Annotated in this window: 11 protein-coding genes and 1 tRNA gene; 10 read left to right on the top strand and 2 right to left on the bottom strand. The window is 45.6% G+C overall.

Features of this window, described 5'->3' with window-relative positions; all coding sequences use genetic code 11:
* Positions 1-55: 55 nt before the first annotated feature.
* A complete protein-coding gene (locus BEL05_RS00840; protein ID WP_069669988.1) occupies positions 56-1,771 on the bottom strand; it encodes a S16 family serine protease in 1,716 nt (571 codons plus the stop codon).
* A 211-nt stretch (positions 1,772-1,982) separates the two neighbouring features.
* Between BEL05_RS00840 and BEL05_RS00835 the strand changes: the two genes are divergently transcribed.
* From BEL05_RS00835 to BEL05_RS00790, 10 genes are all read left to right on the top strand, one after another.
* Positions 1,983-2,073 (top strand) — tRNA-Ser (locus BEL05_RS00835).
* Positions 2,074-2,450: 377 nt separating this feature from the next.
* Complete coding sequence (locus BEL05_RS00830; RefSeq protein ID WP_028764952.1) at positions 2,451-3,107, top strand: GntR family transcriptional regulator; 657 nt, start codon at positions 2,451-2,453, stop codon at positions 3,105-3,107.
* Positions 3,108-3,131: 24 nt separating this feature from the next.
* Complete coding sequence (gene prpB / locus BEL05_RS00825; RefSeq protein ID WP_069669987.1) at positions 3,132-4,010, top strand: methylisocitrate lyase; 879 nt, start codon at positions 3,132-3,134, stop codon at positions 4,008-4,010.
* Positions 4,011-4,083: 73 nt separating this feature from the next.
* Complete coding sequence (gene prpC, locus BEL05_RS00820; protein WP_069669986.1) at positions 4,084-5,208, top strand: bifunctional 2-methylcitrate synthase/citrate synthase; 1,125 nt, start codon at positions 4,084-4,086, stop codon at positions 5,206-5,208.
* A gap of 76 nt (positions 5,209-5,284) precedes the next feature.
* The gene (gene acnD / locus BEL05_RS00815) at positions 5,285-7,888 is read left to right on the top strand and encodes a Fe/S-dependent 2-methylisocitrate dehydratase AcnD (protein ID WP_037429147.1); all 2,604 of its coding nucleotides are present in this window, start codon (positions 5,285-5,287) and stop codon (positions 7,886-7,888) included.
* 64 nt (positions 7,889-7,952) lie between these two features.
* Positions 7,953-9,122 (top strand): 2-methylaconitate cis-trans isomerase PrpF, encoded by a 1,170-nt coding sequence (gene prpF, locus BEL05_RS00810; protein ID WP_069669985.1) that lies wholly within the window; start codon positions 7,953-7,955, stop codon positions 9,120-9,122.
* Between the two features lie 553 nt (positions 9,123-9,675).
* On the top strand, positions 9,676-11,376 hold the full coding sequence (gene ushA, locus BEL05_RS00805; RefSeq protein WP_069670042.1) for a bifunctional UDP-sugar hydrolase/5'-nucleotidase UshA: 1,701 nt from the start codon (positions 9,676-9,678) through the stop codon (positions 11,374-11,376).
* Between the two features lie 308 nt (positions 11,377-11,684).
* Positions 11,685-12,125, top strand: a complete 441-nt coding sequence (locus BEL05_RS00800) for an Hsp20 family protein (protein WP_028764958.1) — start codon at positions 11,685-11,687, stop codon at positions 12,123-12,125.
* A 202-nt stretch (positions 12,126-12,327) separates the two neighbouring features.
* A complete protein-coding gene (locus BEL05_RS00795; protein WP_069669984.1) occupies positions 12,328-14,082 on the top strand; it encodes an ABC transporter substrate-binding protein in 1,755 nt (584 codons plus the stop codon).
* Positions 14,069-14,794 carry a substrate-binding periplasmic protein gene (locus tag BEL05_RS00790; protein WP_069669983.1) on the top strand — a complete coding sequence of 242 codons (726 nt, stop codon included), beginning with the start codon at positions 14,069-14,071 and terminating at the stop codon, positions 14,792-14,794. The genes BEL05_RS00795 and BEL05_RS00790 overlap by 14 nt, the downstream gene beginning before the upstream one ends.
* Before the next feature lie 57 nt (positions 14,795-14,851).
* Here BEL05_RS00790 and BEL05_RS00785 read toward each other — a convergent pair whose 3' ends face one another.
* Positions 14,852-15,856: a D-alanine--D-alanine ligase gene (locus BEL05_RS00785; protein WP_028764961.1), complete on the bottom strand. Its 1,005-nt coding sequence runs from the start codon at positions 15,854-15,856 to the stop codon at positions 14,852-14,854.
* Positions 15,857-15,957 lie beyond the last annotated feature (101 nt).

Below are 15,957 nucleotides of genomic sequence, written 5' to 3'. Positions count from 1 at the left end.
TCTAGCAATTTGAGCTGCCAAGATTAGCGAACACGTGTACGCTAAACAACTCCGATCAGCTAGAAAGTTTCAATTTATCGAGCCACTTGGCAAAAATGGAGCGATCGTCATCAGGGTAACCCGCCAGTCCTTCTAATCGAGCTTGCACGAGCCCATACAGGGTTTCATCGGGGAATTGACCATCTTCGTCAGCAATGCCTGCAGGGTGCTTCATGAGGATAGTCACAGCTTCATCAATATGCTCGACTTGATAGAGATGAAACTGTTTTTGGCTGATAGCATTGAGAACTTCACGTTTAAGATTCAGCTGTTGCACGTTGGATTTGGGTAATATCACTCCCTGAGAACCCGTGAGTCCCCGTCGTTGACATAGGTCGAAGAACCCTTCAATTTTTTCGTTCACGCCACCAATAGCTTGAACTTGGCCAAATTGATCAATAGCGCCAGTGGCAGCAATCCCCTGATCTATGGGTTGTTCTGCAATCGCTGACATTAGCGCGCAATACTCAGCCAGCGAGGCGCTATCACCATCAATCTCTTGATAAGACTGTTCAAAAACAATGTTGGCATTGAGGTGCAGTGGTGCATCTTTACCAAAAATACGGTACAAGCATGATGATAAGATCATTAAGCCTTTTGCATGGATGTTACCGCCTAGTTCTGACTTTCTTTCGATATCGGCAACTTCACCGTCACCATAGTGAACCGATGCGGTAATGCGAGCAGGTTCACCATAACAATACTCTGCTGCATCGAGTACGGTTAACCCGTTGATTTGGCCTATCATGGTGCCTTGAGTTGGCAGGTTGATAAAATTATCGTCGAAACTCTGTGCTGAAAGTTTTTGCGAGGCATTATGACGATGAGTTTGCTGTGTTAATGCATATTGAATGGCGGAATCATCGATGATGTCGGTGTCATTATAGGCGCAGGCTTGCTGTAATAGCTGAACCATGGGATCGGTCATTAATGACAGATGCTTTTGGTGGTCGGCTAAGCGTGAACTGAAAGCAAATATGGGGGCTAAAGCTGATTGGACTAAGGTGATATGACTCTCTTTTGCCAATGCAACTAACCACTCTAGGTAGTCATGCTCGGTATGCTCAGGCAGTGCTATCTCATCAACAAGTTCACCTAACAGAGGAAATGCTGAACTAAATGACCGCTCTTCTACGTAGGACACGCTATATAGTGCACTGCTACCCACCAAGACAATTTTGCAATTCAGTGGGATAGGTGGCAGTTTTGGGTGCACGGTATATTGTCCCGTGTTGGAAATACCGAGGATTAGTTCCCATAAAGGCTCTCGTTTCCAGAGCGATTCGGCGCAGATGAACAGATAGTGTGCGTTAGCTAATGCGCCCCCATGATAGGTCTCTTTACCATCAGATGATAGGTGACCAATAAGATCTCGGCGTTTAATATTGCCACTTAAGTATTGGTAGGTCGCGTTAGTTTCACTAATGCAGGCATCACTCGATTCACCTTGCCATAGTAACTGCTGTTTCTCAGCGTCAACTATTTGGTTTAGAAAAAGCTTTGCTGGTGCAGGCTGGCTTGCCACCAGTGCGGCAATGAGTGGTTGCCTGTCAATACTGCGTTGATCGGCCAAGTACATGTGCTGTCCTTGGGTTTTCGTTAGCAATGTAAAAGCATCTAAGGTTCTTGCTTGTCCTAACAGTCTCGCATTGGGGTCATAAGCGATATCTGCAATAAGGGGGATGGTAAAATCAGGAGACAGTGATGCGTTAGGAATTGAATTGGCGTTCATATGAGGGAGCTTTATTTAAACATCGTCAGATGTTAACACAAATTTACTGTCTCTCTATGTTGTTTATGCTTCACCTGGAACTGTTAGGCTTGATTCGACGTCATCGATCCCGGTTTTAGATAACGTTTAGTTTGAATTATGTGCAGTTGAGGTGTTTTTTACTTTTAAGGGTTTACAAGTCTCCTCGATGCTTATAATATTCGCCGCGTTCGGAGAGATGGCAGAGTGGTCGAATGCACCGGTCTTGAAAACCGGCACGGGTTTATAGCCCGTCTAGGGTTCAAATCCCTATCTCTCCGCCACATTAAGACAAAGGGCTTCCAGTAATGGAAGCCCTTTTTCGTTTTAAGCTTCGACGTGAGCGACGTATCTCACCTTGAGAATGGAGGTTGTTTGCACCTTGGGTTCCTCTTTGATAAATGCCTGTCCAATCAGCTTCACATTAAAAGGGCTACCAGCAGAGTTATCTTTGCTTTGCATTCTCACTCTGAATGAATCCCCGCTTAAGCTCATTTCCCCATCATAATAATTGTCATATCAGTGCAGTTAGCACGCTTGTTAATACTTTAGTCTACTTATTAACATTTTTGTCGACAATATAGCCGTTTAAAGTTGAATTATTGCCTATATCACTCTATATTGTCGACAACGTAAATAATTAGCTAGGTTTAACCATCTGATGACAAGCCCCGTTAAACAGCCCGTTACCGCAGCAGATAAGACCTTTTATCAACTCAGGTTAGATATCGTCGAAGGCGAAATTACGGCTGGCTCTAAGCTAAGTGAAACTGAATTGTCGACAAAGTATGGCGTCAGCCGCGCCGTGATCCGTGAAGCGATAAATCGGTTAGAGTCGTGTCATATTGTTGAGCGTAAAGCCAATGTTGGTGCAAGAGTCGTGGCGTTAACCGCTGACGGGCTTTTAGCGTTATACCAAGTACGAGAATCCCTAGAGGGTATGGCTGCACGATTAGCGGCAAAAAATATGACTGACGGTGAGATTAACGAACTGGAAGCCTTACTTAACAGCCACTTTAAAGATGTAAAACAGGGGGAGTCATACTATCAAGAGGCGGGTGATGTGGATTTTCATTATCGCATCATACTTGGCAGTAAAAATAAGCACCTTATCGCGATGCTATTTGATGGCATTTATCATTTAGTCCGCATGTACCGAGTGCAGCTGGGTATGGCTGGTCCACGGGTAACAACCGCTTTTGATGAACACAAGCATATCGTACAGGCGATAGCTAATCGAGATGAAGAGTTGGCAGAGATGTTAATGCGTCGCCATATCATGTATTCAAAAAATAATATTCATAGCAAGCTTTCATAAATCAAACATTAAGAGGAATCGAGCATGAGCGCAGGTAAAAAGTTTCGTCAAGCGTTAGCCGACAATAAGCCACTGCAGATTGTAGGCACGATTAACGCCTACTCAGCCATGATGGCTAAACAGATAGGCCATAAGGCTATTTACCTATCCGGTGGTGGGGTGGCCAATGCTTCCTATGGATTACCTGATCTAGGGATGACCTCACTTAATGATGTGATTGTTGATGTGCAGCGAATTACCGCCGCTTGTGATCTGCCGCTTTTGGTGGATATCGACACGGGATGGGGTGGGGCATTTAATATTGCCAAAACTATCCGCGACATGGAAAAAGCGGGCGCAGCGGCAGTGCATATGGAAGACCAAGTTGCGCAAAAACGCTGTGGTCACCGTCCTAATAAAGAGATTGTGTCAACAGAAGAGATGGTGGATCGTATTAAGGCTGCGGTTGATGCTCGCACCGATCCCGATTTCTTTATCATGGCACGCACCGATGCATTTGCTCAAGAAGGATTAGAAGCGGCTATCACAAGAGCCAAAGCTTATATTGCGGCAGGTGCCGACGGTATTTTTGCCGAAGCGGTACAAACTGAGGCGCATTATCGCGCTTTTGCCGAAGCACTGGATGTCCCGATTTTGGCTAACATTACCGAGTTTGGGCAGACTGAGCTGTGGAATAAACAGCAGCTAGGAGACTGGGGAGCAGACATGGTGTTATACCCTCTGAGTGCCTTCAGGGCGATGAATAAAGCGGCTGAGAATGTCTATAACGCCATTCTCAACGATGGTGATCAAAAAGCCGTTGTCGACACCATGCAAACGCGTATGGATCTTTATGATTATCTTGGTTACCACGATTACGAGCAGAAGCTAGATAGCCTATTTGCTGAAGGTAAGAACAAGTAATACAACAGCAACAATGTAAACCCTACAACTTTAGCCTTGTGCTAGGGCCAGATAAAAATAATAGGAATAAGTTATGGTTGATAAGAAATTAAGTGGCGCAGGCCTTCGTGGTCAAAGCGCAGGTGAAACAGCCTTGTGTACCGTGGGAAAATCAGGTTCTGGTTTAACCTATTGTGGTTACGATGTTTCTGACTTGGCAGATAATGCTACTTTCGAAGAGGTGGCCTATTTACTCTTTAATGGTGAGTTGCCAACCGCTGCGCAGCTTGATAGTTATAAGAGTGAGTTAATGGTGCTGCGTGATCTGCCGCCAGCACTTAAAAAGGTGCTACAACTTATTCCTGCTGATGCTCACCCAATGGATGTGATGCGCACGGGGTGCTCATTTTTGGGTAATTTAGAGCCTGAAAATGATTTCTCTACGCAACATCAAGCGGCCAATCGCCTGCTAGCGGCATTCCCTGCCATCATGTGCTATTGGTATAAATTTAGCCATGATGGGGTTGAAATCGATTGTGTCACCGATGAGGATTCAATTGGTGGTCATTTCTTAAAACTACTTAATGGCACTAGCCCATCGGCGCAACATCGCCGTGTGATGGATGTGTCGTTAATTCTCTATGCTGAGCATGAATTTAACGCTTCAACCTTCACTGCCCGTGTTTGTGCTTCGACTTTATCTGACATGTATTCGTGCATTACAGGTGCTATCGGTTCACTGCGTGGCCCCTTACATGGTGGTGCTAATGAAGCCGCAATGGAGATGATTCAGAAGTTTAGTTCACCTGCCGATGCCAAAGAGCAGATGGCAGGCATGTTAGCGCGTAAAGAGAAGATCATGGGCTTTGGCCATGCTATCTATCGCGAGTCAGATCCGCGTAATGTCATTATCAAAGCTTGGTCGGAAAAATTGGCTCATGAGTTTGGCGATACCTCTCTTTATGATATTTCAGTGGCATGTGAAGAGTATATGTGGGACACCAAAAAGCTGTTTTGCAATGCCGATTTCTTCCACGCTTCGGCTTATCACTTTATGGGCATCCCCACCAAATTGTTTACACCAATTTTTGTCTGTTCACGCCTTACAGGTTGGGCGGCTCACGTGATGGAGCAACGTGCCAATAACCGTATTATTCGTCCTAGTGCGGATTATGTTGGTGCTGAGCCGCGTAAAGTTGTGCCGATCTCGGAGCGTTAGTCAGCCAGAGCAAGCGGCCTATGTTGTAGCGCTTGCTCCTTCTCTATGCACCAATTTGCCATGAAAATTATATTCAATGGATGATGTTATGAATACTACCCATCGTAAACCGCTTCCGGGAACCCAACTCGACTATTTCGATACGCGCAGCGCTGTTGATGCCATTACAGCAGGTGCCTACGACAAACTTCCCTATACCTCGCGAGTATTGGCAGAAAACTTGGTTCGCCGCTGCGATCCAGAAACACTCGACGCTTCATTAACCCAGCTTATTGACCGCAAGCGTGATCTAGACTTTCCGTGGTATCCCGCCCGCGTGGTGTGTCATGACATTCTCGGTCAAACTGCACTGGTTGATTTGGCAGGACTTAGGGATGCCATTGCTGAAAAAGGTGGTGACCCATCGGAGGTTAATCCTGTCGTTCCAACCCAATTAATTGTTGATCACTCCTTGGCGGTAGAGCATGCAGGTTTCGAAAAAGACGCCTTTGCCAAAAACCGAGCGATTGAAGATCGTCGTAACGAAGACAGATTCCACTTTATCAACTGGACTAAGAAAGCGTTTAAAAATGTTGATGTTATCCAACCGGGTAACGGCATTATGCATCAAATTAATTTGGAGAAGATGTCGCCGGTTGTGCAAACAGTTAACGGTGTAGCCTTTCCTGATACCTTAGTGGGTACTGACAGCCATACCCCTCATGTTGATGCACTTGGGGTGATCGCCATAGGTGTTGGTGGGCTCGAAGCAGAGAATGTTATGTTAGGTAGAGCCTCTTATATGCGTCTACCGGATATCATTGGTGTCGAGTTAACGGGGAAGCGACAGCTTGGTATTACTGCAACTGACATCGTTTTGGCCCTCACCGAGTTTTTGCGTGGTCAGAAAGTCGTCTCATCTTACTTGGAGTTCTTTGGCGATGGCGCAGCGGAGTTAACCTTAGGCGACCGGGCGACCATTTCCAATATGACGCCAGAGTTTGGTGCGTCGGCTGGCATGTTCTATATCGATCAGCAAACCATTGACTACTTGACTATCACTGGTCGTGACAGTGAGCAAGTTAAGTTAGTAGAGACCTATGCCAAACAGACTGGCCTGTGGGCTGATAGCCTTAAAAATGCTCAATATGAGCGTGTGCTAAAATTTGACCTGTCGACGGTTGTACGCAACATCGCGGGTCCGTCAAACCCCCATCGCCGTGTCGCCACCTCAGACCTTGCTGCACAGGGCATTAGTGGTGTGGTGGAAAATGAAGCGGACTTAATGCCTGATGGTGCCGTTATCATTGCCGCTATTACAAGTTGTACTAACACCAGTAACCCACGTAACGTGATTGCAGCGGCGCTATTGGCCAAGAAAGCGAATGAGCTGGGGTTAACCCGTAAACCTTGGGTGAAAACCTCATTTGCCCCAGGCTCTAAAGTGGCACAACTTTACCTGGAAGATGCCAAACTCTTAGGTGAGCTTGAACAGTTAGGTTTTGGTATTGTTGGTTTTGCTTGCACCACCTGCAACGGCATGAGCGGTGCGTTGGACCCTGCGATACAGCAAGAGGTGATAGAGCGCGATCTCTATGCGACGGCTGTTTTATCAGGCAACCGAAATTTTGACGGTCGTATTCACCCATATGCGAAACAAGCCTTCTTGGCATCACCACCATTGGTTGTGGCCTATGCCATTGCTGGCACGATACGCTTTGATATTGAAAAAGATGTATTGGGTACCGATGCGTCGGGCACGCCGATACGCCTTAAAGATATTTGGCCGAGCGATGAAGAGATTGATGCGATTGTTAAAGCGAGCGTTAAACCTGAGCAGTTTAGAGAGGTCTATACGCCGATGTTTGACCTCAAAGTCGATTACGGTGAGCAGATTAGTCCACTCTATGATTGGCGCCCACAGAGCACCTATATTCGTCGCCCACCCTATTGGGAAGGTGCTTTGGCGGGGGAACGCTCACTTAAAGGAATGCGACCACTAGCGGTACTTGGCGACAATATCACGACTGATCACCTCTCACCTTCTAATGCTATTTTGGCAAGTAGCGCAGCGGGTGAATACCTGAGCAAAATGGGCTTACCTGAGGTTGATTTTAACTCTTATGCGACCCATAGGGGAGATCACCTGACGGCGCAACGTGCAACGTTTGCTAATCCTAAGTTACTCAATGAGATGGTGCAGAATAATGGCGAAATAAAGCAGGGCTCTTTTGCTCGTATTGAGCCAGAAGGCCAAGTTACGCGTATGTGGGAAGCGATTGAAACCTATATGGATCGCAAGCAGCCACTGATCATTGTCGCGGGTGCTGATTATGGCCAAGGTTCCTCAAGAGACTGGGCCGCTAAAGGGGTTCGCCTTGCGGGCGTTGAAGCGATTATTGCCGAGGGATTTGAGCGTATTCATCGCACCAACCTCGTTGGTATGGGGGTATTGCCGTTAGAGTTTGTTAACGGTGAGAACCGCCATACCTATGGTATTACTGGCAGTGAGACCTTCGATGTTGTGGGTGAACCCACACCTAGAGCTTTGCTCAAGGTGGTGATGAATCGTGCCAATGGTGAACGTGTTACGATCCCGGTAACGTGTCGTCTTGACACTGCCGATGAAGTACTCGTCTATCAAGCGGGTGGTGTACTGCAGCGCTTTGCACAAGATTTTTTAGAAGCAAAAAAGGCTTGATAGCACTGTGCTGGCTGTTACGCCATGAGAGCCAGCACATAAAGCCCATAAAAAGGAAAGTGAGATGACTCAGCTAAAGATTCCTGCAACGTATATGCGCGGCGGCACCAGTAAGGGGGTGTTTTTTGCGCTCAATGATCTGCCTGCTGATGCGCAAACACCGGGCGAAGTAAGAGATGCCTTGCTACTGCGCGTCATAGGTAGCCCAGATCCCTATGGTAAACACACCGATGGAATGGGCGGTGCCACCTCCAGTACCAGTAAAACGGTGATTTTATCTAAAAGTGAAAAAGCCGATCATGACGTTGATTACCTATTTGGTCAGGTGGCTATCGACAAGCCCTTTATTGATTGGAGTGGGAATTGCGGCAACTTGACGGCTGCGGTGGGCGCTTTTGGTATCAGTAATGGCTTAGTAGATAAAAGCCGCTTACCAACAAATGGAATTGCCCAAGTACGCATTTGGCAAGTAAATATTCAAAAAACTATTATTGCTCACGTGCCAATGGTTGATGGCGCGGTGCGAGAAACTGGCGACTTTGAACTGGACGGTGTCACTTTTCCAGCGGCTGAAGTACAGGTCGATTTTGTTGACCCTGCCGATGGAGAAGGCGATATGTTCCCCACAGGTAACTTAGTTGACACATTAGATGTCCCCGGGATTGGTCATCTATCTGTCACTATGATCAATGCGGGCATCCCCACCATTTTTCTCAATGCCGATGAAATCGGTTATCAAGGCACAGAGCTACAAGAAGCCATTAACGGTGATGAGAAGGCGTTAGCCATGTTCGAAACCATTCGTGCTCATGGTGCCTTGAAAATGGGGCTTATCGACGATATTGAACAAGCACAAATGCGACAGCATACGCCAAAGGTCGCATTTGTGGCGGGTCCGCAGGCCTACATATCGTCTAGCGGTAAAGCAATTGCCCAGACCAATATCGACCTGTTAGTGCGTGCGCTGTCAATGGGCAAACTACATCATGCCATGATGGGCACAGCCGCTGTAGCGATAGGCACTGCCGCAGCGATTCCGGGCACGCTTGTTAATTTGGCTGCGGGTGGGGGTGAGCGCGAAAGTGTGATCTTTGGTCATCCGTCTGGCACTTTAAAAGTGGGTGCTCAAGCGCATCAGTATAATGGGCGTTGGCAAGTAAACAAAGTGAGTATGAGTCGCAGTGCACGCGTGTTAATGGAAGGCTGGGTTAGGGTTCCTAATGCAATAAGTTAACTTGTGTTGTGGCAAAAAAGGATGCGTTAATGCATCCTTTTTTTATGCCTAGATTCGACAAGTGATGATATTTCTCAACAGCGGTCCTATAGCCAGCATTGCGCCTATTTCATTAACAATCCTATCACTTCAGTGGCCAGAATTGGCGGGGTTATGTCGCTTAGGTGCAATATTCAAAAATTATGGATTAGTAAAAGTTAACTTAATGTGATCGCTGGCAAGCTATTAGATGATTTGGCGGTTATGTTTGTTTTGTATTGTGGAAAATCGAGTCGGCGTCATTGTGTTGCTCTAAGCGTTTAGAAGTATTGCTTTAGTTCTTTATTGTCTTTATGTCGCCACAATGCGTCAAAGGGTTTGGTATGTTGCTTGTTCTGTATCATGAACAAAAAGTGAAATAAAAGACTTATAAAATAAACATTTAGCTCACGTTTATTCATAAAAATGCCACAAATATGGGTATTATTTGCTATTATGTTTGTCAGCGAGATTATATCGTTCGCTATCAAAGAATATGATGGTTAATAAAAAAGATAATCTAGGGGTTGATGTAATGACAAATAAAATACTTAAAGGACTAGTCGCTACTGCAGTATTGGCAGCACTTGCTGGTTGTAATAGCAGCGATGATGATAAAGCGCCGACAACATGTGCCGAAGCTGGCGATGCGTGTACGACCTTTACTGTTCTTCACACTAACGATAACCATGGCCGCTTTTTTGAAAATAAATATGGCGAATATGGTATGGCGGCTCGTAAGACGTTGATTGATCAAATCCGCGCTGAAGTTGAATCAAACGGTGGCGAAACGTTACTACTTTCCGGCGGTGATATTAACACTGGTGTACCAGAGTCAGATCTACAGGATGCACGTCCAGACTTCGTTGGTATGAACCTGATTGGTTACGATGCAATGGCTGTTGGTAACCATGAGTTTGATAACCCGCTATCAGTTGTAGATATGCAACGTGATCTTGCTGAGTTTCCAATGTTAGCCGCTAACATTTATGACAAAGAAACGGGTGAGCGCTATTTCGATGCTTATAAAGTATTCGACGTCAATGGTGTGCGTATTGCTGTAGTCGGTCTAACGACTGAAGATACGGCTAAAATCGCTAACCCAGAGTTTATTGGTGGCCTTGAATTTACCGATCCTAAAGAAGAGCTTAAGAAAGTTATTAAGCAGATTAAAGATGCGAATGAAGCTGATTTGATTTTTGCAACGACTCACATGGGTCACTATGCAGACGGTGTTAATGGTAACAATGCCCCTGGTGATGTTGCATTGGCTCGCGCTATGGCTGAAGGTGAGTTAGCTGCCGTTATCGGTGGTCACTCTCAAAACCCTGTTTGTATGGAAGGCAATGTCTACGACCCTGAATTTACACCTGGTGGAGAGTGTAAGCCCGATGTGCAAAACGGCACATTCATTATGCAGGCTCATGAATGGGGCAAGTATGTCGGTCAAGCTAACTTTGAATATTTCAATGGTGAGCTACACCTAGCAAGCTACAAGCTGATCCCAGTAAACTTGAAAGAGAAGAACGAAGCAGGTGATCGCGTTCATATTGGTGAGCCTATTACGCCAGACGCGACTGTGCTTGAAGTGATGCAGCAGTATCAGGACAAAGGTCAAGAAGAGCTATTAGAAGTTATCGGTTCTACCGATGATAAACTTGAAGGCGACCGTGGTGTTGTTCGTAATCAACAGACTAACTTAGGTCGTTTACTCGCTGAAGCTCAGCGCACGAAAGTGGCAGCAGACTTTGCGGTAATGAATTCGGGCGGTGTGCGTGATTCAATTCAACCTGGCGAAATTACCTATAAAGATGTTCTGACTGTGCAGCCATTTGGTAACTCTATCACCCTAAGCACATTGACAGGTGCTGAAGTAACCGATTATCTAAATGTGGTTGCAACGGTTGATGTAGGCGAGACAGGTTCTGGTGCATATCCACAGCTAGTTGGCATTAAGATGGACGTTGATTGTGAAGCTAAGACTGTAGCTATCAGCGACATCAATGGCAAAGGTTATGCCGCTGATGCGACATATACGTTCACGGTTCCTAGCTATAATGCTGCTGGTGGTGACGGTTACCCCGTACTGACGCCTGTGATGACTGGCTATGTTGATGCAGAGGTATTATATACTTACATTAAGAATACTGGTGACATCAAGGCTGCAGATTATGCGCCAGTTGCTGGTGATATTCAGTTCTTAAACAGTAAGAGCCCATTAGCTTGTAAGTTCTAAGCGACAAGATAAGTGTGCAAAAAAGGCAGCCAATAGGCTGCCTTTTTTTATGTCTGCTATATCTATTACCGTCTTACTCTTAGGTAAATAATTTAAAATTTTTCACTTTATGGGTTGAAAAGGATTTTCGCTATCCGCATATAGTGATTATGAGACGCTCGATGAGGTCTCTAAGTTAAATGAACATTCAGCGCCTTCGGGGCTGCAAGGTTTAACTCAACAATGACTCGGTGCGATACCCAGTAAACCAGATAAGTTTGCTATATCGGCCATTTAAAATTGATATTGCTTAATACAAGGATATACAGATGCGTAATTATGACTTAACTCCTCTATACCGAAGTGCCATTGGTTTCGATCGTTTAGCCCAGCTAGCAGAGCATGCTGCTTCGAACAAAGGCAATTCAGGGTACCCTCCTTATAATATCGAGCTGCTAGATGAACATAGATACCGTATTACCATGGCGGTGGCAGGATTTTCGATGCAAGAATTAGATATTACCAGTGAAGGTGACAAACTGGTTATCAAAGGGACTAAAGCCGAGCAAGATACCGAGCGTAAGTATCTGTATCAAGGTATTGCCGAGCGCGGTTTCGAGCGCACATTTCAGTTGGCAGATTATGTGACTGTGGTGGGTGCAGATTTAGAACATGGCTTACTTAATATCGATCTTAAGCGTGAGATCCCAGAGGCACTTAAGCCGCGTAAAATCGAGATTGGTACTACTAGGTTAATTGATGCCGAGTAATTAACTCAGCTAAACCCTGGATGAGAAAAGGAAGCGACCGCTTCCTTTTTCGTTTCTACGATGAGTCACGACACAGAATCATTCTTACTTAACGTGTCTGGCTCTATGTATATCTATCAGATAAAACAACTTTTTTTACATTCACTTTAATAATATTTATCCCCACTAAGTGGCATTAATCTATAATTTCATCCATGATGAAATGAGACTAAAAAGTAGGGGTAATTATTGGGTGCGCGGAACAATCCGATCTATTTTTTTGCTTAGTTTAATCATCAGCGCTGGTGTAAATAGTGCCCGAGTGGTTGCTCAACCAGAGACTGAACAGTCGTTGGTGGCACAGCATTGGGTTGACTCTGAGTTACAGCCTTCCACTCTTTCACGGGATGAACAGTTAAGAGAACTGCAATGGTTTATCAACAGCAGTCTGCCTTATCAAGGCATGGAGATCCGTGTCGTATCAGAACGTATCTTGACCCATTGGTATGAAGCCAATGTGCTCGCAAAAGCTTTTTATGAGCTCACGGGTATAAAAGTGGTGCATGAGTTAACTGGCGAAGATGATGTCATACAAAAATTATCAGCGCAGATCCAAACCAATCAGAACCTCTACGATGCTTATATTAATGATAGCGACTTAATCGGTACCCATTTTCGCTCCGAACAGGTGGTGGCACTTTCTGATTTTATGGCCAACGAGGGTCAAGCTGTTACGCTTCCAACGCTTGATCTACAAGATTTCATGGGGATTAAGTTTACGACCGCACCAGATGGCAAGCTCTATCAACTTCCTGATCAGCAGTTTGTAAACCTCTACTGGTATCGCCATGATTGGTTTAGCAATGTCGCTTACCAACGCCAGTTTTTAGCTAAGTATGGTTATGCGTTAGGTGTGCCACAAAATTGGCAAGCCTATGAAGATATCGCAGATTTTTTTACTAATGATATTAAAGAGATTGATGGGAAACGGGTATATGGCCATATGGATTACGCTAAAACTGATCCCAGTTTAGGTTGGCGTATGTCGGATGCATGGCTGTCAATGGCGGGGGTTGGGGATGTTGGCTTGCCCAATGGGCTGCCCGTCGATGAATGGGGCATTCGCGTCGAAAACTGTCGACCTGTCGGTGCCAGTGTGAGTCGCGGTGGGGCATTAAATGGGCCAGCAGCTGTTTATGCGATCGATAAATTTGTCTCTTGGCTTAACTTGTATGCGCCACCAGAGTCGAGCTCACTGAATTTTACCCAAGCGGGTGAATGGCCGGGTAAGGGCGTGATTGCGCAGCAGATATTTTGGTACACCGCGTTTGTTGCCGATCTTACTGATCCGAGCCTTGCGGTGATGAATGAAGATGGTACCCCAAAATGGCGCGTTGCTCCTTCGCCTGTGGGTAAATATTGGCAAAAAGGGATGAAGTCGGGTTACCAAGATACCGGGGCGTGGACGCTTCTTAAAAATACCCCCTTAAAAAGACAGCAAGCGGCGTGGTTATATGCGCAATTTGTGGTGTCTAAAACAGTTTCGCTTAAAAAGACGTTAGTGGGTTTAACACCCATACGCCATTCAGATATACAGTCGGACGTCATGACGAAAAAGGCGCCATATCTAGGGGGGCTGGTAGAGTTCTATCGCAGCAATGCCCGAGAAGTTTGGACCCCGACAGGTACTAATGTACCTGATTACCCAGGGTTATCGCGTTTTTGGTGGCAGTACATTTCAAAAATAGTGGAGGGGACGTTAAGCTCCCAGCAAGCGTTGGATCAATTTGCCACAGCTGTTGATAAACACCTGGATATGCTTTCAAAGCGTTCCTCTCACCCCTGTGCACCAAAACTGAATGATAAGCAACCGGCTCAATTTTGGTTGCAACAAAATGGCTCGCCTAAACCGGTGAATCTTGATGAGCCAAAAGGCAAGACCTTGCCTTTTGAGGAGGCAATAAATGCATGGTACTAGACGCATTGTTAACGCGTTGCTGTACTTGATTCTGGCAAGCTTTGCGGTGCAGGCTGAGCCCGTTAAGGTGCTCACCTATGATGTTGCTCCCTTTGCGTTTACAAATGGCGAGCAGAACCAAGGTTTGTTGATTGAAGTGCTTGATGAGCTGTTCAAGCGTTCAGAACTTGAGTATATGGTGCAGTTTCTACCGTTAAAGCGGGCCATCATTAGTGTCGAGCACGACAATAATACTTGTGTATTACCCATAGAGAGAAGTCAAGAACGTGAAGTCCATTTCCAATGGATAAGCCCGGTATTAGTGTCTCGTTATGGGCTGTTTGACTTGCCTGAGTCGCAGATCCATTTGACCACACTCGAGGATGCCAAACCTTATGTTATTGGCAGCTTTCTAGGGAGTGGTGTCGGTGAATATCTCAAAGACTTTGGTTTTCGGGTCGAGTTAACCTCGTCAAATCGTCAAAACGTCAACAAGTTACTGCGTAAGCGGATTCCTTTTTGGGCGGCTGAGTTAGTGAGTGCCAATCACTTAATGAAAAAAGCTGGGGTTAACTTGACCCCAGAGCTGGTGTTTTACACCTCGTTACGGGCGATGGCTTGCAATAAAGAGATGGATTTCAAAAAGGCTGAAGCGCTACAAGCGAGCTTGTTGAGCATGTATCACGATGGTTTCTTGACGGCACTCTATGCGAAATATGGCACAGAAATTTAAACCGCGAATCGCTTTCGTTTAAGAAGAGTTGGTTCGCGGTAAAAACTAACCTGTCAGTTACCGACTTACCCCTTGTTCAATGGCTTCTGCTAAATACTCGCTAAAATCATCACCATGATTGGCTAACATTTTTGGAAACATTGAGATGGGCGTTAGTCCTGGGAAGGTGTTAATTTCGTTTAATAAAATTTCATTCTCAGGCGTTAAAAAGAAATCAATTCTTGATAGATGACGTAGCTTCATTCCATCAAAGACCTTAATGGCATACTCGCGAATACGCTCTGCAATCTCGTCACTGACATCAGCCACGACTTGGGTGGTGGCTTGGCTATTGGCAGCATACTTTTCATCAAAGGTGTAAAAGGTGTCTGCGGAGCAGATCACTTCGCCCGGCAATGTGGCTACAGTTTCTCCACGATATTGGTATACCGCTACTTCTAACTCTCGAGCACGGATGGTTTTCTCTACAACAACATAAGGTGAAAAGCTAAATGCTTCGGTTAAAACAGCGCTAATATCTTGTTGTTGATCGACGCGGTAGCAGCCGACGGAGGAGCCTTGTGAAGCCGCTTTAACGAAGATTGAGCCCCACTGTTGAAACGCGGCTTCTGTCTGTTTAATGGCATTATCATCCAGCTGGTTTAAAAAGATGTAAGGCGTATTAGGGATCCCCAACGCGCTAAACCACATCTTTGCGGTGATCTTATTAAAACAGTTACTTGAGCCTTCAGAGTCACAACCAAAATAGGGTAATTTGATCAAATCAAAGTAGGATTGGATATCTCCGGTTTCACCAGGGAAACCATGGATACAGGGGATCACATAATCGACTGGCCATGGAGCGATGCTTTCATCGTCAAAGCGGATCACCTTTTGATTAGTGAGCTCGCAGGGCTGGTCCGTTTTGGTGCGATACTGCCCATTGCCATCTAGCTCAACTCGTAACACAGACACGTGAGGCAGTTTTGCTAGTGAGGTTTCGAAATAGTTAGCCGACAACAGTGAGATTGCATGTTCATCTCCACCGCCACCACACAAAAGCAATAGATTGGTCGGACGCATCTTTTCTCCATAATATCCAGTACATTTATACCCAAGGCCACTATGACGCGCTGAGGAATTTATGCAAGTTTTGCACGCTTACTTAGGTCTCAATTGCTGGT

It is taken from the genome of Shewanella colwelliana (genome assembly GCF_001735525.1).
In the GTDB taxonomy this organism is placed as follows: Bacteria; Pseudomonadota; Gammaproteobacteria; order Enterobacterales; family Shewanellaceae; genus Shewanella; species Shewanella colwelliana.
Note: the sequence above shows the minus strand (reverse complement) of the source record. Positions and strands in the feature narration are given on the sequence as shown.